We start from the raw sequence: 19,395 nt of genomic DNA, 5'->3' as shown, positions 1-19,395 counted from the left end.
AATTCGGACGTAAGCTTTTTATTATTGCCCGCTTGTTTTTCATCTTACCTTGGGAATACAACTTTGAGTGATTTTCTAAGTGAACATCTGATCTATCGTGATGATGATTTTATGGTGATTCATAAACCTTCGGACATCTTGAGTGTTCCTGGTAAGGGTGATTTACATGATAGCGTTTTGACTAGGTTGGTTGCGATTGAACCTAAAACTTTGCTCATTCATCGTCTAGACCGAGATACCTCAGGTATTTTAGTATTTGGTTTATCGAAGCGCGGTCAAAGTGCGATTGCACGTCAATTTCAAGATCGTCAGACTTCAAAAATATATGAAGCGCTTGTCGCAGGTCATTTAGAGGGTGAAGGGACTGTAGATATTCCTGTCATCTATGACCCAAGCCGACCACCTTTACATATTGTCGACGCTTCTCACAACAAGCCTGCTTTAACACATTGGCAGGTCATAGAACATTTTCAGATTCAGGGACAGCCTGTAACTCGTGTGAAATTAACACCAATTACGGGCCGATCTCATCAACTCCGTGTACACATGCAATATCTTGGGCATCCAATTGTAGGTGACACGCTGTATGCAACACCGGAGCAGCAACTTGTTCCGCGTTTATGTTTGCATGCCAAACAGTTAAGTTTTAATCATCCTGTCACAGCAGAAACATTAACTTTTGACTGTCCTGTACCGTTTTAATGTAAAAATTTTAATGCGTGATTTTTTGTAGCAAAGCGATTTAATTGGTTTTTGCTTCAAAATTTTGCTTTAAAGACTACATAAAAAGATGCAAAAATAAGCTAATTTGCATCGTACAATATGTAGTGCGAACTTGAGAGAAAGGTGGAAAAATTGCAGCAGTATGCTATTGGTCAACGTTGGCTATCAGACACAGAAACTGAGCTCGGTTTAGGTGTTCTTATTGATGTAGATGAAAGATCTGTCAGCATTTTATTCCCCAAAAGTGATGAGACACGTGTCTATGCACGTAATAATGCTCCACTATCTCGTATCATCTTCAATACGAATGATGAAGTTCAAGATCAAGAAGGCCAGAAGTGGATCGTTGAGTCTGTTGAAGATCGTCATGGCGTTTTGCGTTACAACGTTGTTCGTACTTTAGAGAATGGCGAGCAAGAGCGTAAAGCACTCAATGAAACACGTATTGGTGCGCAAATTCAATTATCTAAACCTTTAGATCGTTTGCTTGCAAGTCAAGTTGACTATAAAGAGTGGTATGACTTGCGTATTGAAGCGATGTTGATGCAAGCACAAATGCAGACCAGTCCTCTACGTGGGATGGTCGGTGCACGTGTTGGCCTGATCCCTCATCAGCTTTATATCGCACATGAAGTTGGTAAACGTTTTGCTCCTCGTGTTTTACTTGCCGATGAAGTTGGTTTAGGTAAAACAATTGAAGCTGGTTTAATTATCCACCAACAGCTTAAAACTGGTCGTTCAGAACGAATTCTGATTTTAGTCCCTGATTCTCTTCAGTATCAGTGGATGATTGAAATGCGTCGCCGTTTTAACTTGCAATTCTCTCTATTTGATTTAACGCGTACAGCATCTATTAAAGAACATGATCCAGAGCTTAACCCGTTCTTGACTGAGCAATGCATTATTGCCAGCGTTGACTTAATGGTTGACCATGATGATTTGCGTGAGCAAGCCATAGAAGCTGGTTTTGATTTGCTTGTGGTTGATGAAGCACATCATTTGATGTGGAGCGAAGAAGAAGGCGGTAATGACCGCTACGATTTAATTGAAGAGCTTGCTGAAAATACAGCAGGAGTATTATTACTCACTGCAACACCTGAACAATTAGGTGTGGAAAGTCATTTCGCACGTTTACGTTTACTTGATCCACAGCGTTTTAGTAGTTTAGAACGCTTCTTAGATGAAGAGACTCAGTACCAGCAGACTGCAAAAATTGCTGAAGTACTCATGTCGGATCAAGCTTTAGCCCCAGAGCATTTATCTGCTTTAGAAGGTTTGTTAGGTCACAGTATTGAAGACCAGCCAGATCAACGCTTTAGAGCAATTCACGAATTATTAGACCGTCACGGTACTGGACGTATTTTATTCCGTAATACGCGTGAAGCAATTCAAGGCTTCCCAGGTCGTGATTGTCAGCCAGCACCATTACCAGCACCAGAAGATTGGTCAAAAGACGGCAAACTGCGTGAGCAAATGTGGCCTGAAGAAGCACAGATTGATGGTTCATGGATGCAAAATGATCCGCGTGTGCCATGGTTAATGGAAATTTTACGCAAAGATCTTAAGCATAAAAAAGTGCTTTTAATTGCGCGTAGCGGACCAGTAGTTGAATCTTTAGAAAATGTGTTGCGTTTGCATGCAGGTATTCGTACTGCAATGTTCCATGAAGGGATGAGCTTACTAGAACGTGACCAAGCGGCTGCTTATTTCGCTGAAGAAAGCTATGGCGCACAGATTCTACTGTGTTCGGAAATTGGTTCGGAAGGCCGTAATTTCCAATTTGCCAGTGATCTAATTTTATTTGATCTACCAGCTAACCCAGATGTTTTAGAGCAACGTATCGGCCGTCTAGACCGTATTGGTCAAGAAAACCGTATTCAAATTCATGTGCCATATCTTGTGGGAACAGCTCAAGAGCGTATGTTCCGTTGGTATAACGAAGCATTAAATATTTTCAGCAATATTTCTCCAACAGCACAAACGCTGCAAGAGAACTTTATTGTTGAGTTAAAAGACTGTTTACTTGCAGACCAAGGTCAAACATTTGAAGATTTGCTTGAAGAGGTGAATGTTCAACGTCAAGCCTTAGAAGCTGAACTTCAAGCTGGCCGAGATCGTTTACTTGAATATAATTCATGCCGTCCTATTGTGGCACAAGAAATTGTTCAAGCTCTTGAAGACTATGACGACAATACAACGCTGCCAATGTTTGTGAAGCGTTTCATGTCATCAACCAATATCGATTTTGATGAACAAAGTAATGGTACGGTGATTATTAAACCGACCGACCAAATGCAAGTGCAAGGTTTGGCATTAGACGAAGAAGGTATGACAGCCACTTTCTATCGCGATCAAGCTCAGCTCCGTGAAGATGCTCAATATTTAACTTTAGAGCATCCATTCATTGAAAGTGTTATGGAGATGATCCGTACGCAATCATTTGGTAGTACCAATGTTGCTGTACTTAAATCTAATGCATTAAAGCAGGGTTCAGTGTTAATTGAAGTCTGGTTTAAAGTGGATGTTGTTGCACCGAAGTCACTGAATTTACCATCAAGCTTACCTAAGCAGCTTATTCGTGTATTGTTAAGTGAAAATGGTCAGGACTTATCTGAGAAAATTGATCCGACAATTTTAAAACCATATTTGCACCATTTAGATGGTAATAGCTGTCGTCAAGTAGTTAAAGCTCGTCGTGATATCATTGAGCAGCGCTATAAACAAGCGTTAGAAATTGCGAAAGTTGATTTACCGCAGCTTCAGCAGCAAGCAAAAGAACACTATGGTAATAAATGGCAATATGAAATTGACCGTTTAACCTATCTAAAACAGTTCAACCCAAGTATTCGTCAAGATGAAATTGAACGTTTACAAAAGTTGCAAAAAGAAGGCTTGAGCTTGCTTGACGGTTTAACTGTTACACCAGAAGCAATTCAGGTGTTAGTTGTGGTTAAGCCGTAACTCACTCAAAACAAAAAAAGCGCCGAGAGGGCGCTTTTTTTATATATTGATTTTGAGTTAGATGAGACTGGCATCTTTTAACTCTAGCTTTAAATAAGCATAAAAAATTGGAGCAGCGATTAAACCACCTAAACCAAAAATTGACTCAAATACTAGCATTGCTAATAAAATTTCCCATGCATTGGCATTGATCTTATGCCCAATAATTTTAGCATTAATAAAATATTCAAGTTTGTGAACAAGAACGAGATAAAGTAATGCTGCTCCTGCTAGTCCAAGAGAAATGGTAAGAGCGGCAATAAATGTCAAAGTATTTGAAATCAGATTACCTAAAATTGGAATCAGTCCAAACATAAAAGTCAAAATGGTTAAAGTTTTTGCAAAAGGAAGATGGACTCCCCACAGCGGTAATAAAATAAATGCAAACAAAATAAAGAGCAGCGTGTTAATAGCTGAAATTTTTATTTGGGCAAAAACAACATTTTTAAATGAAATTGATAATTTTTGAATACGTTGGATAAGCAGTGACTTAAAAACAGGCTGAGGCGTACGGCGATGAAAACCATGTATCGCCACCAAAATACCAATAATTAATCCCATGACCATAGTCACGAAGTTATGCAAAATATCGGAACTGGTATTTTTTAGGGTGGTGACGTTATCTTTCATAAATGCAAAGATTTCGTCTTTTAGATCTGTCACGCTATCAGGAATATAACCTGGAAGATATTTTGTGATTTCTGCTTGTAAATGAAGTAAGGTTTGATCAACTTTGCTATTAATACTATGTAATCCGACGCCTTTTAGATCGTATACAACGAAACTAATCAGACTGGTAATGAAAAAACCAATAAGCGAAATGGTAACAATACTAAGTAAAATACTAATAAAAATACGGGCTCTTTGGCCGTCAATATAACGTTCTACAACCGAACTTAAGCTAATAATAATTTCATAAATGAGAAAGCCTGCAAAAAAACTTGCTAATAGATGTAATGGGATAACCGAAAGCAAAAAGATGCCCATAAGAATGTAGCTTGCAATCAGACTTTGACGATTATTCAAATTTTGCATGTGGATCCCTGAGATCGTTGGGAATATAGGAGAAAGAGCAAACGGAATGATTATTTATACTCTGGCAAGCTATTCGCTTCAATCAGTGAATTATATTTTTATTGGAAAATAGAGGAGTTAGATGTAAAAATGGCCTGTTCATCAACAAGCCATTCATTAGATCATTTTAGCGAATTTTTGCTTCATCTAGATGACGTGCGCCTTCTAAAATCATCCGAATCATAATCATGGTTTGTTCAGCAACTTCTGCACGTTGATTAATCGGTAAATCAATCACTTTGGCACCCATGTGAAACACAAGTTGAGTAATAGCTTTTGCAACAAGGTCTGGGTGATACAGGTGATTATTATTTAAGCGCTCAAGACGAATTAAATCTTCTTGTAGCTCTTGCTGAAAAAAGTTGAGCTGGCGGTCTACGGCAGCCTTATAAGAAGCAGAACCTGTAAAACTTTCACGTAGTAATAAACTTAAATTACCTTCATCGGCATCGAGTTGTTGAAGGAAAATATCGACAGAACTACGAATAATACTTTCTTGTAAGGAAGCACGTAGACGAGCCTGACGGATGATTTTACGTAAAACGATACCTGCACGGTCAATTAGAGAAATTGCTAATTCATCAATATCTTTAAAATGTCGATAGAAACTATTTGGTGCAATTCCTGCTTCTCGAGCTACTTCTCGTAAACTCAATGAAGCAATACTTTTTTGCGGACCAATAAGGTTTAAAGCGGCCTGAAAAAGTTCTTCTTTAGTAATTGTCGCTTTTCTTCCAACAGAACGCGTAGCTGTTTTAATTTCAATGACATCTTGTTGTTGAGGTGTGTCATTCAGGTTCTGAGAAAGTGAAGATTGGGTCATGCTGTTCAATATATTTGTAAACTCTCAGGATTATAGCCTTAGAAGCTGAACTTGTGAAATTGTAATTAAAAGTACGGGTGTATATACAAATATATATACATGTGTATAATAATTAAAAAAGAGCGACAGAGCCTTCAATTATGCAAGCAATCGAAAAGAGAAATTCTCTATTCAATTCATTGACACAAGCCATCTTTGATAAAGAAATGGCTAATTTCTGGCTACAAAAAGTTAATCCTTTATGGTCTGTAAAGCACGGACTTGTTCAAATTGTAAAAAAAGAATTTGTCGCTCATGACATGGTGAGCCTGACGCTAAAATGCAACCGCCTAGTAAAAATGGGTGTTGCAGGCCAGCATCATCCTGTGATTGTAGAAATTGCTGGTCGTCGCTATGAACGTACTTACAGTTTGACGCAAATAGATGCGCAGCACTTACGTTTAACAGTTAAAAAAGTTGCTGATGGTATCGTGAGTAACTGGTTTATTTCAGAAAGCAAAATTGGTGACGTTTTTGAGCTTGGACAACCGTATGGTGACATGCAACAAAACATCAAAACATCGAATTTAACTATGTTGGCTGCAGGTAGTGGCATTACCCCAATGTTGAGTCTAATTACTGCGATTAAACAAAGCCAGCAGTTAGATAAAGTTCAGGTACAACTTTTATATTGGGTAAAACAGCGTTCAGATGCGGCTTTTGTTGAATACTTTGAAAAAGTTGCACAGCAATATCCGAACTTTAATTATCAGATTTTCTATACACAAGAAACCCCAAATGATGAACGTTTAAATGCAGAGCATTTAGCTTTAGTTGATGATGTCGAAAACAGCACAATTTATGCGTGTGGACCTTCTGGTTTTGTGGCGACTGTTGAGCAACTTTTTGAAAAAGCTCCAGCCATTTTAACAGAGGCCTTTAGCCTAACAAATGAAAGCTCTGCTGATGATATTGGTTATGTGAATGTCACATTAACCGAGTCTAATAAGGTAATTGCAATTCCTAAAGGCCAGTCAATTCTGGTTAGTCTTGAACATGAAGGTCTTAAACCAACTCATGGTTGCCGTATGGGAATTTGTAATAAATGTGTTTGTAATAAATCACAAGGTTCAACACGTAATTTACTCAATGGTAGTGAAAATACTGAACCAAGCCAATTACTTAAAATTTGTGTGAACTCAGCACAATCCGATCTAGTTATTGATCTTTAAGAGAGAACTCTTATGAATATGCCAGTGAAAGTCGAATATTTTAAAAATCCTAAAAATCGAGATTTGACTCCAGCAGAACTTGATGCATTTGCAAAAGAGCTCGATCAGATCAAGCAAGAAGTATTGGATGATTTGGGCGAGAAAGACGCTAAATATATCCGCCGTGTTTATGCTGCAATTCGTTATAGTAGCTTTCTAGGCCGAGCATGTTTGTTTGCAGGTTGGTTCCCACCAGCGTGGATTTTAGGAACAGGCCTATTAGGCTTCTCTAAAATTATGGAAAACATGGAACTCGGTCATAACGTGATGCACGGTCAATATGACTGGATGAACGATCCTAAATTTAATGGTCAAACTTACGAGTGGGATACAGTTGGTACTTCTGATAACTGGCGCCAAACTCATAACTATAAACATCACACCTATACCAACATTAAAGGTATTGATGATGACATTGGTTACGGTTTACTTCGTTTATTCCCAGAGCAACGCTGGAAGCCAGGTTTCTTACTTCAACCTGTTTATAGCATCCCATTTTGTTTATTGTTCCAATGGGGCGTAGCTATTCAGAATCTTGAAATTGGACGTGTCCTTTATAAACGTAAGAGCATGGCAAAATTCTTGGAAGAATTAAAACCTGTTAATAAAAAGATTGGAAAACAACTTTTTAAAGACTATGTTTTCTTCCCTTTAATTGCAGGTCCAGCAGCTTTGCCTGTATTTACTGGTAATTTGGTTGCAAATGGTCTTCGTAATATCTGGACATTTACGATAATTTTCTGTGGTCACTTCACAAAAGATGCAGAAGTATTTCCAAAGTCTGTTTTACAAGAAGAAAGCCGTGGTCACTGGTATATGCGCCAGATTCGTGGTTCTTCTAACTTGAAAGGTTCAGAAGCATTACATATTTTAAGCGGACATTTGAGCCATCAGATTGAGCACCATTTATTCCCTGATATTCCAGCGCGTCGTTATCGCCAAATGGCTCCAAAAGTTGAAGCTGTATGTAAAAAATATGGTCTAAATTATAACAATGCAAGTCTGGCTAAACAGTTTGGACAGGTGGTAGGCCGTATCTTTAAATACGCTTTACCTTTTAAAAAATAAGATATTACTTTAACCTCGAAACGCACTACTGATTTTCAGAAGTGCGTTTTTTATAGTTAGCACTAGCATGAAGAAGTAAGAGGAGCATTATTGAATATATCCCACTGTTCAAACTGCTTTAAAGATAATGAAATTTCTTTTTCTATATTATTTTCATCTAACTGATTTGCATTAAAAACAACATGAGGTGTGTGCCAGATTAATCCACATCGTTGTGCAGTAGCTTTTAAAGGTGCCATCAGCTCATCTATGGTGAAGCCATTTTGACCATGTTTTTGATAAGCTGAATTCAAATTGCCAACCGTAACATGTAGGTAAAGTGGTTTACCTTCAATATTTTGGCCTTCCTGTTCATAAAAAAGATAAAACATCCGCGTTAAAACCGCATCCATCCAAGTTTTGAAAATCGGAGGAACTGAATACCAATAGATAGGGAACTGAAAAATAATGTGTGACGCAGAGATTAGACGTTGAGCTTCAATTGCTCCGTCTTTCATTATATCTAGAGATCCGTTATACAATTCTTGAATATCAACAATATTGATTTGGTTCTGAAGCTTTAATGCTTCAACCAAAGCACGATTAACCTTGGACTGATTTAAATCGGGATGAAAGACCAGTAAAAGTGGCTTATTCATAGTATGTCTCCTTAATTTCTATGATGATTAATCACATGCATAAACAATATTCACATCATAAAAAAAGTAGACCTATAATAAAATTGACTAAATTAATTGAGCAGATGAAAGAATTTTGATGAACAAACAGACTTCTTGGGATGATCAGAAATTCTTTTTAGTTGTTTTAGAAGAGGGGAGTTTCTCGGCAGCTGCTCGTAAATTAGGCGTCACACAACCCACTGTTCGAACACGTATAGAACAGCTTGAAAAACATCTAGGAACTGTTTTGTTTAGCCGTTCTGTTCATGGCTTGAAACCGACTGAGCATGCTCTAGCTCTTGAACTGCCAGTTCGAGCTATGCAACGTGCTTCTGACCATTTTATGCGTACAGCAAGTGCCGCCTTAAATCTAATTGCAGGCAGTGTACGAGTAAGTGTATCGGAGTTCTTAGGCACGCTTGTTCTGCCTCAAATGCTCTCAAAATTCCATTCACTTTACCCGGACGTTAATATCGAAATATCTTTAAACAATGCTTCTGCAAACTTACTTGAGCAAGAAGTTGATCTGGCAATCAGGATGTATCCTCCTGTTCAGGAAGCGCTTGTAGCCAAAAAGGTTGGTGAGGTGCCATTGGGTCTATATGCACATCGAGATTATATACAGCGTAAAGGTTACCCCACCTGTCTAGCAGATTTAAGTCAGCATGATTTGATAGGACCCGACCATAATCTTCTTGAAAGAGAAATGATTAGGATTTTTCTACCTGAAATAAAAAATGAACAATTCAAAGTACGCACCGATAGTCATCCTGCTCAGTTCTCAGCAGTTAAAGCCGCTTTAGGAGTAGGTTTTATTCAGTGCCCTATAGCAAATCAATGCTCAGAGCTTGTTCAACTGCTTCCAGACCTAGAGATTCATCGATATGATCTATGGCTGGTTATTCATGAAGACTTTAGACAAATTCCAAAAATCAGAGCGCTTTTTGATTATTTGGCTCAAGCTTTTGCAGAGTATGTAGATGGGGAAAGTTAGTTAATAAAAAGCCCAAGCAATCACTTGCTTGGGCTGGAAAAGGTAATTTATTTAAACTGAATTGAACCATTTGCATTCACAGTAATTTTAGACTCACCAGCTGCCATGTCTTGAGCTGGTGCAGCTTCGGCAACGGCAAACTTAGCCATGCTGGCACGCATTACAGGTTGTGGAAAATAGTTATTCGTGTTCAGGTTTAGAGTGACCAAAGTATATTGGTTTTTACTCCAAGCTTGGGTCAACATTTGAGCACGTTGTTGGAAGTTTTTAGAGGCTTCTACCATCAACTCATTTTCAACTTTTTTACGTTGCTCATCAGAAACCGTAAAGTTAATTGATTGAGTTTGGAAGTTTTGCTGTAACTCGTTTACTAACTGGCTAGCGGCTTTAAAGTCTTTACTTTCAAGACGGATTTCAGCACGGCCACGCCATTCTTTTAACTTATTGCTATCGTTATCGTAAATTGGGTAAGTGCTTTGGGCACCAGTTTCCACTTTTACTTGAGGATATTTACGAGAAACGCTAAGCGCTTGATTCATTAATTGATTAATTTGATTTGAAAGTTCAGCTGGTTGTTTGTTACTTTTTTCAATATATAAAGTCGCATGCATTTCATCATTAGAAACTTGGCGAGAAGCTTCGGCTTGTACATTTACAATATTGTAGTTCAAAGCATTATCATCCTGAGCAAAAACTAAAGGGCTAAGGAGGGAACCTAAAAGAAGGGTTGATACGGCTAAAGTACGCATAAATTTTTCCTTTAAAAATTAATATAAATTTAATTTTTTTCATTAAGAAATGTTAAACATAACTTATGCATAACTTTTGCAGATTTTGTGGCGTATTTGTAATATTGAGATCAGTTTTTTTAAATGATGGCTAATGTAAAATCTTTTAAAAAATAGTAACTTAAAAATAAAATATTTCAAAGTAAACTAAAAAATCAAAGTAATATAAAAAAAGAATATTTTCTTTAGGTTGTCACATAGTATGATGATAATTCATCATAACTATTGGGATGATACATTTTTTCAATAAGATTAGATGAGTAAAGTACATAAAAGACGTTTTTTTTCTTGTAAAATTAGGTATCATCGCGCTCCTAGTTACAAGATATAAAATAAGTGTCTTTGCTAGTTCTATAAAGCACCGAGTCAAAGGACCAATCGTCACCAGACTTATTTCTTTCTACCCCTATCAGAGATGGTAATCCGATATGAGCGTTACTTCCGTTAACCCTGCCACTAATGCTACTAACGAATATTATTTGACTCGCCAAAGTCAAATGGAATCAAATGTTCGTAGCTATCCACGTAAATTACCGTTAGCGATAGCGAAAGCACAAGGATGCTGGGTTACTGATGTTGAAGGTACACAGTACCTTGATTGTTTAGCTGGGGCAGGTACATTGGCTTTAGGTCATAATCATCCTGCGGTGATTCAAAGTATTCAAGATACATTGGCAAGTGGTTTGCCATTGCATACTTTAGACTTAACCACACCTTTAAAAGATGCATTCACTGAAGCATTGTTAGCATATTTACCTGGTGGTAAAGAAGAATATTGCTTGCAGTTCTGTGGTCCTGCTGGTGCAGACGCAACTGAAGCAGCAATTAAACTTGCTAAGACTTACACTGGCCGTAGTTCAGTGATCAGTTTCTCTGGCGGTTATCATGGTATGACCCATGGTGCACTTGCTATGACTGGTAACTTAAGTGCAAAAAATGCAGTTAACGGTTTAATGCCAGGCGTACAATTCATGCCATATCCGCATGAATACCGCTGCCCACTTGGTTTAGGTGGTGAAGCTGGTGTTGACGCTTTAACTTACTACTTTGAAAACTTTATTGAAGATGTAGAAAGCGGTGTAACAAAACCGGCTGCTGTTATTCTTGAAGCGATTCAAGGTGAAGGCGGCGTAGTTACAGCTCCAGTAAAATGGTTGCAAAAAATCCGTGAAGTGACTGAAAAGCACAATATCGTTTTAATTTTAGACGAAGTTCAAGCTGGCTTTGCACGTTCAGGCAAAATGTTTGCATTTGAACATGCAGGTATTGAACCTGATGTTGTTGTAATGTCTAAAGCAGTAGGTGGTGGTTTACCACTTGCAGTATTAGGTATTAAACGTAAATTTGATGCTTGGCAACCTGCTGGTCACACGGGTACTTTCCGTGGTAACCAACTTGCTATGGGTACTGGTCTTGTCGTATTAAAAACGATTAGCGAACAAAATCTTGCTCAAAATGCGCAAGAGCGTGGTGACTTCTTACAAGCTGAATTTAAAAAATTAGCCCAAGAATTCCCATGTATCGGTAACGTACGTGGTCGCGGTTTAATGATCGGTGTTGAGATCGTTGACGAGCGTAAACCAGCTGATCGTATTGGTTCACATCCTGCTGATTCACAATTAGCTGCTGCGATTCAAACTGCTTGTTTCAACAATAAATTATTGCTTGAAAAAGGTGGTCGTAACGGTACAGTAATTCGTTTACTTTGCCCGTTAATCATTACTCAAGACGAATGTGTTGAAGTAGTTGCTCGCTTTAAGAAAGCAATTGCAGAAGCATTGGTTGCAGTACGAGGCGCATAAGTATGGTGGATTTTGCAGAACATCGTAAAGCGTTACTCTGCAATGATGCACAATCCATTGCTGACTATGAGTCAGCAATGGGCGAAGCGGTCAAAGCCGTTTCAGCATGGTTGCAAGATGAAAAGATGTACACAGGTGGTAGCATTAAAGAATTGCGTTCAGCAATTTCTTTCCAACCTTCAAAAGAGGGTATGGGTGTACAAGAATCTCTTCAACGTATGATTGAGCTTTTCTTGAATAAAAGCTTGAAAGTACACCATCCACACTCATTAGCACACTTACACTGTCCAACCATGGTGATGAGCCAGATTGCGGAAGTGTTAATCAATGCAACTAACCAATCTATGGACTCATGGGATCAAAGCCCTGCAGGTTCATTAATGGAAGTCCAGCTCATTGATTGGTTGCGTCAAAAAGTAGGTTATGGTTCTGGTCAGGCTGGTGTTTTCACTTCTGGCGGTACTCAATCTAACTTGATGGGTGTGTTACTTGCTCGTGACTGGTGCATCTCGAAAAACTGGAAAGACGAAAATGGTAATCCATGGTCTGTACAGCGTGATGGTATTCCTGCCGATGCAATGAAAAACGTCAAAGTCATTTGTTCTGAAAATGCACATTTCTCTGTGCAAAAGAACATGGCAATGATGGGTATGGGCTTCCAGTCAGTTGTAACTGTTCCTGTGAATGAAAATGCACAGATGGATGTAGATGCTCTCGATAAAACGATGGCGCATCTCCAGTCTGAAGGTAAAGTTGTTGCTTGTGTCGTTGCGACAGCAGGTACAACCGATGCTGGTGCAATTGACCCATTGAAGAAAATCCGTGAAATTACCAATAAATATGGTTCATGGATGCATATTGATGCGGCATGGGGCGGTGCATTAATTCTGTCAAATGACTATCGTGCAATGCTTGATGGTATTGAGTTGTCTGACTCGATTACCCTCGACTTCCATAAGCATTATTTCCAAAGCATTAGCTGTGGCGCGTTCTTGTTGAAAGATGAAGCGAACTATCGTTTCATGCACTACGAAGCTGAATACTTGAACTCTGCTTATGACGAAGAGCACGGTGTACCAAACCTTGTGTCTAAGTCATTACAAACGACTCGTCGTTTTGATGCATTGAAATTGTGGATGACAATTGAATCACTAGGTGAAGACCTTTATGGTTCAATGATTGACCATGGTGTAAAACTTACTCGTGAAGTTGCAGATTACATCAAGGCAACTGATGGTTTAGAACTTTTAGTTGAACCACAGTTTGCTTCGGTATTGTTCCGCGTTGTTCCACAAGGCTACCCAGCTGAGTTTATCGATAGCTTAAACCAAAATGTAGCGGACGAATTGTTTGCACGTGGTGAAGCAAATATCGGTGTAACAAAAGTTGGTAATGTACAGTCATTGAAAATGACAACATTAAGCCCTGTTGTGACATTTGAAAATGTTAAAAACCTTTTAGGTCAAGTATTGGCGGAAGCTGACCGCATTAAAGATGCAATTGCTTCTGGTAACTATGTACCACCAATCGACTAATTGAGTTGATAACAAAAAAAGCTCGGTTTATTGCCGGGCTTTTTTATTGCAGATTGTTTTTATTTGGATTGTGTATGAAGACAAGAATACATGCACAAATCATGCATATTTTCAAAAAACAAAAATAATTATGCATGATTTATGGGAAGCAAATTTCTTATTGTATTGGTATGTCCCCAATATTTTGGTCACATTGTTATATCAATATCGTACTTACTTTAAATAATCCCGCGTTAACTGAAAAAAGTAAGTGGCTGTAATTACAATTAAGACAAGGAAGAAGAAATGCAACAAGCGAATATGCTCAATGAGTTTAAACTTATTATTGGCGGTCAACTTTGTTCAGGTGAACAAGGTGAGCTAGAAATTCTTAACCCTGCTACTGGCTTAACTGCTGCACGTTGTGCAAAAGCATCGGTTGCACAGGTAAATCAAGCAGTGAGTGCAGCTAAACAGGTATCTAAAGCTTGGCAACAAGTCTCGCACGATGAACGTAAATCAATTTTAAATAAAATTGCTGACGGTATTGAAAAGCATGCTGAAATGCTCGCGGAGCTGGTTGTGCTTGAACAAGGTAAGCCATTGGCGCTTGCACAAATGGAAGTGCAGGGTGCAATTGGCTGGACGCGTTATGCGGCTGCAATGGATTTACCTGTAGAAGTAATTGAAGACAGTGAAACTAAGCGTATCGAGCGCCATCGCCAACCATTAGGTGTAGTGGCTTCAATTACGCCATGGAACTGGCCACTGATGATTGCAGTTTGGCACATCATGCCTGCATTGCGTGCGGGTAACGTGGTCATTAGCAAACCTTCTGAATACACACCACTCTCAACTTTACGTTTATGTGAAATCATTCAGCAAGAAGTCCCTGCTGGTGTTATTTCAATTGTGGTTGGTGCTGGTGAGATTGGTGAAGCATTATCTTCTCATCCAGATGTGCAAAAAGTTGTGTTTACGGGATCAACTCGAACAGGTCAGCACATTATGGCTGGTGCAGCTCAGCAGCTAAAACACTTAACTTTAGAGCTCGGCGGTAATGATGCTGGTATTGTATTGCCAGATGCAAATATCGATGAAATTGCAGCTAAGATTTTTAATATGGCGTTCTTAAACGCTGGTCAAACATGTGCAGCTTTAAAGCGTCTGTACGTGCATGAAAGCCAATATGAAGCTTTATCTCAAAAGTTAGCTGATATTGCCAACGCCCAAGTGGTGGGTGACGGAATGGCGTCTTCTACAACATTTGGTCCAGTACAAAACCAAATGCAATATAACAAAGTGAAAGCTCTTATTGCCGATGCCATTTCTCAAGGTGCAAAAGCACTTTCAGGACAGCAAAAAGTACCAGAGCAGGGCTACTTTATTGCACCAACTATTTTGACTGGAGTTTCTGACTCTTGCCGCGTGGTGGAAGAAGAACAGTTTGGACCAGTGTTGCCTGTTTTAAAATATACTGATATCAACGATGCTATTGCTCGTGCCAATGACAGTGAGTTTGGTTTGGGTGGTTCAATCTGGTCGTCAGATATTAAAGCAGCGCAGACTTACGCTAGTCAGCTTCAATGTGGTACTGTTTGGATTAATACCCATGCAGAAGTCCTGCCTCATGCACCTTTTTGTGGCTGGAAAATGTCAGGCTTAGGTGCTGAGTTTGGCTTGGAAGGTTTGCTTGAAAATACGATTGGGCAAACGGTTCATATCAGTAAATTCTAAATATTCATTTTAAGGCGGATCTAGTATCCGCCTTTTTATTTTCACTTTTAAGAGTGAAATGCTTAGTTTACTTATTGGGAGTGATGATAGCTCATACTTTTAGGTTTGATTAAAAAATGATTCTGTTCTTTAATTTTTTTAAGAACAATGTAAGACTTTATGTGGCCAATAAAATTATAAGAAAGTAATCTTTCAGTCACAAATTGAGAAAGCTGTTCTAAATTTTCAGCAACGACTTTTAAAATAAAATCTGCATCACCACTAATTGAAAAAGCATCCTGAATGTTGTCTTCAGCTTCAATGAGCTCTTGAAAAGCTTGCTGCGATTTTGCCTCGTGTGTTCTTAGATTAATATGGATCATCGCTGTAACTTCGAGTCCTAGCGCCTGTTGCTGGATGCGTGCCGTGTAGCCTAGAATGATACCTTTTTGCTCAAGTAGCTGCCTTCTTCTTGAACATTGCGAAGCAGATAAACCAATTAAATCTCCTATTTCCTGATTGGTGAGCCGTCCATTCTTTTGTAGTGCCTGAATGATTTGCCAGTCGAACTTATCCATTGCATAAAATCCTTTTATGATACACAAATCATGTATTTTTATTAAAATGCGTTTTCATTATGCACGAAATCTAAAAGATAGATGAAATATTATTTTTCTATGGAATAAAAATTGGTCTCAAAGGATATAGAGCAATGTTCATAGAAATCGGTGAATTTTTAAATCTTCGTTTAAAACAAATGGGTATCCAACATCTCTTTGGTGTACCTGGTGATTTTAACCTCTCATATCTAGAACAAGTTGAAGCAGACCCACAACTCGAATTTATTGGAAATTGTAATGAATTAAATGCTGCTTATGCAGCAGATGGTTATGCACGAATTAACGGTTTTTCTGCCTTGGCAACCACTTATGGTGTAGGTGACTTAAGTGCGATTAATGGTATTGCAGGTGCCTATGCAGAAAATGTACCTCTTATTCATATCTCAGGTATTCCGCCTTTACATGCAGTTCAAAAGGGCACACTAATACATCACACGCTTGTCGATGGTAACTACGACAATATTATGAACTGTATGAAAGAGTTCACAGTTGCCCAAACACGTTTAACTCCAGCAAACGCAGCCTTTGAAATTGACCGTGTATTACGTCAGTGTTTCCTTGAACGCCGTCCTGTGCACATTCAACTACCAGGCGATATTACTCACGTTAAAATTGAAGTATCTGAGCGTCCGCTCGACTTAAGCTACCCAGCTGTTGAACCTGAATTATTGCAGAGTGTGGTAAGCAAACTTTGTGACATTATTGAGAATGCTCAAAGTCCTGCACTTCTTATTGATAATGAAGCTTCAGTTTTTGGTGTAACGTCACTTTTAAATGATTTGTCTCAAAAATGCTCAATTCCATTTGCAGGCATGAATACTGCAAAAAATATTATGGATGAAGGCTCACCTCGTTACATCGGAACTTATGTGGGTGGGGCAAGTCAACCGCATGTAAAAAATATCATTGAACAATCTGACTGTTTAATTGGTGTTGGCGCGCGCTTTACCGATGTAGGCTCAGCTGTATTTACGCATCAAATTGAGACCAAGAACTACATCGAAATTAAATCTTATGGCTTGAATATTTTTGGTCAGGATTTTCCGGGTATTGAAATTGGACAATTACTTGTCGAGCTAAATAAAAAAGTTGCGCCACGTAAATCGACAATACCTCTTCTTGAAAAACAACCACAGAAAGTAATTGAAGCTCCAGCTCAGCAAAAGCTAAGTCAAGATGTGCTTTGGAATTACATTTCAGGGTTCTTAAAAGAAGATGATGTGATTATTGGTGAAGTGGGGACATCAAACTCTGCTTTGTCAGGAATAAAGCTTCCTGCCACAGCTAAATATATTGCTCAGCCGCTTTGGGGTTCTATTGGCTACACCTTACCGGCTTTGCTTGGCAGTTTGTTGGCTGCTCCTGAGCGTCGTCAAATTCTATTTATTGGTGATGGTTCATTCCAGCTTACGGTACAAGAGCTTTCTACCATTATCCGTCATGGTTTAAAACCAATCATTTTCTTGCTGAACAATGGCGGCTACACCATTGAACGTTTAATTATGGGTGAAAACGCTGCCTATAACGACGTGCAAAACTGGAAATACACTGAAATTCCAGCGGTATTTAACGGTAAAAAAGGCCATACAACTTATGTGGTTGAGACTGCTGGACAGCTGAAGAGCGTTTTAGACAACGTTCAGCAAAATGATCAATTAACCTTTATTGAATTGAAACTACCAGCAATGGATGCACCGGTGAGTTTGAAAAAATTTGCTTCTGTGATTGCACGTTTTGACTACGGTGATCGCGGTTACGAAATTTTAAAGGAGCGTTCCCAACCGATTAAATGTAAGGATGCAATCTCTTTTTAAATAGAAGACAGGACAAGTCTTCTCAAAAATTAAATGGACTCACATTACAGCAAATTTATGTCCGAAGATCGGTTCCTGATCTTCGGATGTGGTGCTGAATAAAGGTGTACAGGAAGTGACACCAACATTGGAGATAATGTTATGGATGCAAACAATAAGCACGAGTTAAAACAAGGCTTATCCAATCGGCATATTCAACTCATCGCACTCGGAGGGGCGATTGGTACAGGATTATTCTTAGGTCTATCACAAACAATTAAACTGGCAGGTCCTTCAATTTTATTAGGATATGCAATTGCTGGAATTATTGCCTTCTTAATTATGCGTCATTTAGGTGAAATGGTTGTTGAAGAGCCGGTCAGTGGTTCTTTTAGTTATTTTGCGAATAAGTATTGGGGCAAAATGGCTGGTTTTATGTCTGGCTGGAACTATTGGGTATTGTACGTACTCGTCAGCATGGCTGAATTGAGTGCAATTGGGACATTTATACAGTTTTGGTGGCCTGAAATTCCGACATGGCTGACTGCTTTATTTTTCTTTATTTTAATTAACGGCATTAACTTGGTAAATGTCCGCTTTTTTGGGGAATCCGAGTTCTTATTTTCCTGCATTAAAATTGTTGCCATTTTAAGTATGATTGGTTTCGGTGCTTATCTTTTACTTTCAGGCTCAGCAGGTCCTCAAGCGGGTGTTGCAAATTTATGGCAACACGGTGGTTTTTTCCCGCACGGGATTCACGGTTTTGTCATGGCTTTGGCTGTCATTATGTTTGCATTTGGTGGCTTGGAACTAATTGGTATTGCTGCGGCTGAAACGAAGAAACCTGAAACGACTATTCCTAAAGCAGTAAATCAGATTGTGTACCGTATTCTGATTTTTTATATCGGTGCAATCGGTATTCTTTTATGTCTTTATCCATGGAATATGGTGGCAGAAGGCGGCAGTCCATTTGTTATGATTTTCCAATCACTCAATAGTAACGGTGTTGCGAACGTCTTAAACTTTGTGGTCTTAATTGCTGCTATTTCAGTTTATAACAGCTGTATCTATTGTAATAGCCGTATGTTGCATGGTTTGGCAGAGCAGGGTAATGCTCCTGCAATTTTGAAAAAAGTAAACAGTCGCGGTATTCCGGTTCCAGCAGCAGTTGTTTCTGCATCTATCACAGCAATATGCGTGGTCGTGAATTATCTGATTCCTGGTCAAGCTTTTCAGCTCTTTATGATGCTTGTGGTGGCTGCGCTTGTTATTAACTGGCTTATGATTTCAGTGACTCATTTGAAATTTTCTAAAGCAATGAAATTGCAAAAGCGTCAAACCAAATTTCAAAGCATCCTTAGCCCATGGAGTAACTATTTAACCATTAGCTTTGTGTGCTTTATTCTTATTATTATGGCGATGACTCCAGATATGAGACTTGCCGTGATTTTAGGTCCAATTTGGCTGGCTGTTTTAGCGCTTACGTATTTATTAAAATATCGTAAAAAAATGGTTACGATGCCAGAAGTACAATCGAGTTGATCGCTTAAATTGACAATCATATTGCGGTT

General features: G+C 38.8%; 15 protein-coding genes. 10 read left to right on the top strand and 5 right to left on the bottom strand.

Going from position 1 to position 19,395, the window contains the following annotated elements; all coding sequences use genetic code 11:
* The first annotated feature begins 63 nt into the window (after positions 1 to 63).
* Together RFW85_RS04300 and rapA are read left to right on the top strand one after the other, a co-directional pair.
* The gene (locus tag RFW85_RS04300; protein ID WP_005067937.1) at positions 64 to 702 is read left to right on the top strand and encodes an RluA family pseudouridine synthase; all 639 of its coding nucleotides are present in this window, start codon (positions 64 to 66) and stop codon (positions 700 to 702) included.
* A 144-nt stretch (positions 703 to 846) separates the two neighbouring features.
* A complete protein-coding gene (gene rapA, locus RFW85_RS04295; RefSeq protein WP_170249463.1) occupies positions 847 to 3,684 on the top strand; it encodes an RNA polymerase-associated protein RapA in 2,838 nt (945 codons plus the stop codon).
* A gap of 57 nt (positions 3,685 to 3,741) precedes the next feature.
* On the opposite strand, the gene RFW85_RS04290 is transcribed toward rapA, so the two are convergent.
* The gene (locus RFW85_RS04290) at positions 3,742 to 4,758 is read right to left on the bottom strand and encodes an AI-2E family transporter (RefSeq protein WP_170249462.1); all 1,017 of its coding nucleotides are present in this window, start codon (positions 4,756 to 4,758) and stop codon (positions 3,742 to 3,744) included.
* A 166-nt stretch (positions 4,759 to 4,924) separates the two neighbouring features.
* Positions 4,925 to 5,620, bottom strand: a complete 696-nt coding sequence (fabR, locus tag RFW85_RS04285; RefSeq protein WP_002118668.1) for an HTH-type transcriptional repressor FabR — start codon at positions 5,618 to 5,620, stop codon at positions 4,925 to 4,927.
* A 140-nt stretch (positions 5,621 to 5,760) separates the two neighbouring features.
* Here fabR and RFW85_RS04280 point away from each other — a divergent pair, with 140 nt between their 5' ends.
* Together RFW85_RS04280 and RFW85_RS04275 are read left to right on the top strand one after the other, a co-directional pair.
* Complete coding sequence (locus RFW85_RS04280; RefSeq protein ID WP_170249461.1) at positions 5,761 to 6,831, top strand: ferredoxin reductase; 1,071 nt, start codon at positions 5,761 to 5,763, stop codon at positions 6,829 to 6,831.
* A 12-nt stretch (positions 6,832 to 6,843) separates the two neighbouring features.
* A complete protein-coding gene (locus tag RFW85_RS04275; protein WP_002118415.1) occupies positions 6,844 to 7,938 on the top strand; it encodes an acyl-CoA desaturase in 1,095 nt (364 codons plus the stop codon).
* Positions 7,939 to 8,000: 62 nt separating this feature from the next.
* Here RFW85_RS04275 and RFW85_RS04270 read toward each other — a convergent pair whose 3' ends face one another.
* Positions 8,001 to 8,576, bottom strand: a complete 576-nt coding sequence (locus RFW85_RS04270; protein WP_086265416.1) for an NAD(P)H-dependent oxidoreductase — start codon at positions 8,574 to 8,576, stop codon at positions 8,001 to 8,003.
* A 118-nt stretch (positions 8,577 to 8,694) separates the two neighbouring features.
* On the opposite strand from RFW85_RS04270, the gene RFW85_RS04265 reads away from it, so the two are divergent.
* Positions 8,695 to 9,591: a LysR family transcriptional regulator gene (locus RFW85_RS04265; RefSeq protein ID WP_170249459.1), complete on the top strand. Its 897-nt coding sequence runs from the start codon at positions 8,695 to 8,697 to the stop codon at positions 9,589 to 9,591.
* A 47-nt stretch (positions 9,592 to 9,638) separates the two neighbouring features.
* Here the strand turns inward: RFW85_RS04265 and RFW85_RS04260 are convergent, their stop codons facing one another.
* Positions 9,639 to 10,340 carry an SIMPL domain-containing protein gene (locus RFW85_RS04260; protein WP_170249458.1) on the bottom strand — a complete coding sequence of 234 codons (702 nt, stop codon included), beginning with the start codon at positions 10,338 to 10,340 and terminating at the stop codon, positions 9,639 to 9,641.
* 467 nt (positions 10,341 to 10,807) lie between these two features.
* On the opposite strand from RFW85_RS04260, the gene RFW85_RS04255 reads away from it, so the two are divergent.
* The 3 genes from RFW85_RS04255 (at position 10,808) to RFW85_RS04245 (ending at position 15,432) form a co-directional block, all read left to right on the top strand.
* Complete coding sequence (locus RFW85_RS04255; RefSeq protein WP_002118718.1) at positions 10,808 to 12,181, top strand: diaminobutyrate--2-oxoglutarate transaminase; 1,374 nt, start codon at positions 10,808 to 10,810, stop codon at positions 12,179 to 12,181.
* Positions 12,182 to 12,183: 2 nt separating this feature from the next.
* Positions 12,184 to 13,716 (top strand): aspartate aminotransferase family protein, encoded by a 1,533-nt coding sequence (locus RFW85_RS04250; protein WP_309171168.1) that lies wholly within the window; start codon positions 12,184 to 12,186, stop codon positions 13,714 to 13,716.
* 285 nt (positions 13,717 to 14,001) lie between these two features.
* Positions 14,002 to 15,432: an aldehyde dehydrogenase family protein gene (locus RFW85_RS04245; RefSeq protein ID WP_309171167.1), complete on the top strand. Its 1,431-nt coding sequence runs from the start codon at positions 14,002 to 14,004 to the stop codon at positions 15,430 to 15,432.
* Positions 15,433 to 15,503: 71 nt separating this feature from the next.
* On the opposite strand, the gene RFW85_RS04240 is transcribed toward RFW85_RS04245, so the two are convergent.
* Positions 15,504 to 15,989 (bottom strand): Lrp/AsnC family transcriptional regulator, encoded by a 486-nt coding sequence (locus tag RFW85_RS04240; RefSeq protein WP_004700117.1) that lies wholly within the window; start codon positions 15,987 to 15,989, stop codon positions 15,504 to 15,506.
* Between the two features lie 134 nt (positions 15,990 to 16,123).
* Here RFW85_RS04240 and RFW85_RS04235 point away from each other — a divergent pair, with 134 nt between their 5' ends.
* Together RFW85_RS04235 and RFW85_RS04230 are read left to right on the top strand one after the other, a co-directional pair.
* Positions 16,124 to 17,845, top strand: a complete 1,722-nt coding sequence (locus tag RFW85_RS04235) for a thiamine pyrophosphate-binding protein (RefSeq protein ID WP_309171166.1) — start codon at positions 16,124 to 16,126, stop codon at positions 17,843 to 17,845.
* A gap of 141 nt (positions 17,846 to 17,986) precedes the next feature.
* Positions 17,987 to 19,366 carry an amino acid permease gene (locus RFW85_RS04230; RefSeq protein ID WP_309171165.1) on the top strand — a complete coding sequence of 460 codons (1,380 nt, stop codon included), beginning with the start codon at positions 17,987 to 17,989 and terminating at the stop codon, positions 19,364 to 19,366.
* The last annotated feature ends 29 nt before the right edge of the window (positions 19,367 to 19,395 follow it).

It is taken from the genome of Acinetobacter sp. 12966 (assembly GCF_031196995.1).
Taxonomy (GTDB): Bacteria; Pseudomonadota; Gammaproteobacteria; order Pseudomonadales; family Moraxellaceae; genus Acinetobacter; species Acinetobacter geminorum.
Note: the sequence above shows the minus strand (reverse complement) of the source record. Positions and strands in the feature narration are given on the sequence as shown.

What these genes read in the sequence shown, in the direction of transcription:
- RFW85_RS04270 (WP_086265416.1), bottom strand. Translation starts at nt 8,576, where the DNA reads ATGAATAAGCCACTTTTACTGGTCTTTCATCCCGATTTAAATCAGTCC.
- RFW85_RS04260 (WP_170249458.1), bottom strand. Translation starts at nt 10,340, where the DNA reads ATGCGTACTTTAGCCGTATCAACCCTTCTTTTAGGTTCCCTCCTTAGC.
- RFW85_RS04280 (WP_170249461.1), top strand. Translation starts at nt 5,761, where the DNA reads ATGCAAGCAATCGAAAAGAGAAATTCTCTATTCAATTCATTGACACAA.
- RFW85_RS04265 (WP_170249459.1), top strand. Translation starts at nt 8,695, where the DNA reads ATGAACAAACAGACTTCTTGGGATGATCAGAAATTCTTTTTAGTTGTT.
- RFW85_RS04255 (WP_002118718.1), top strand. Translation starts at nt 10,808, where the DNA reads ATGAGCGTTACTTCCGTTAACCCTGCCACTAATGCTACTAACGAATAT.
- RFW85_RS04275 (WP_002118415.1), top strand. Translation starts at nt 6,844, where the DNA reads ATGAATATGCCAGTGAAAGTCGAATATTTTAAAAATCCTAAAAATCGA.
- RFW85_RS04230 (WP_309171165.1), top strand. Translation starts at nt 17,987, where the DNA reads ATGGATGCAAACAATAAGCACGAGTTAAAACAAGGCTTATCCAATCGG.
- RFW85_RS04245 (WP_309171167.1), top strand. Translation starts at nt 14,002, where the DNA reads ATGCAACAAGCGAATATGCTCAATGAGTTTAAACTTATTATTGGCGGT.
- RFW85_RS04290 (WP_170249462.1), bottom strand. Translation starts at nt 4,758, where the DNA reads ATGCAAAATTTGAATAATCGTCAAAGTCTGATTGCAAGCTACATTCTT.
- RFW85_RS04250 (WP_309171168.1), top strand. Translation starts at nt 12,184, where the DNA reads ATGGTGGATTTTGCAGAACATCGTAAAGCGTTACTCTGCAATGATGCA.
- fabR (WP_002118668.1), bottom strand. Translation starts at nt 5,620, where the DNA reads ATGACCCAATCTTCACTTTCTCAGAACCTGAATGACACACCTCAACAA.
- RFW85_RS04235 (WP_309171166.1), top strand. Translation starts at nt 16,124, where the DNA reads ATGTTCATAGAAATCGGTGAATTTTTAAATCTTCGTTTAAAACAAATG.
- RFW85_RS04240 (WP_004700117.1), bottom strand. Translation starts at nt 15,989, where the DNA reads ATGGATAAGTTCGACTGGCAAATCATTCAGGCACTACAAAAGAATGGA.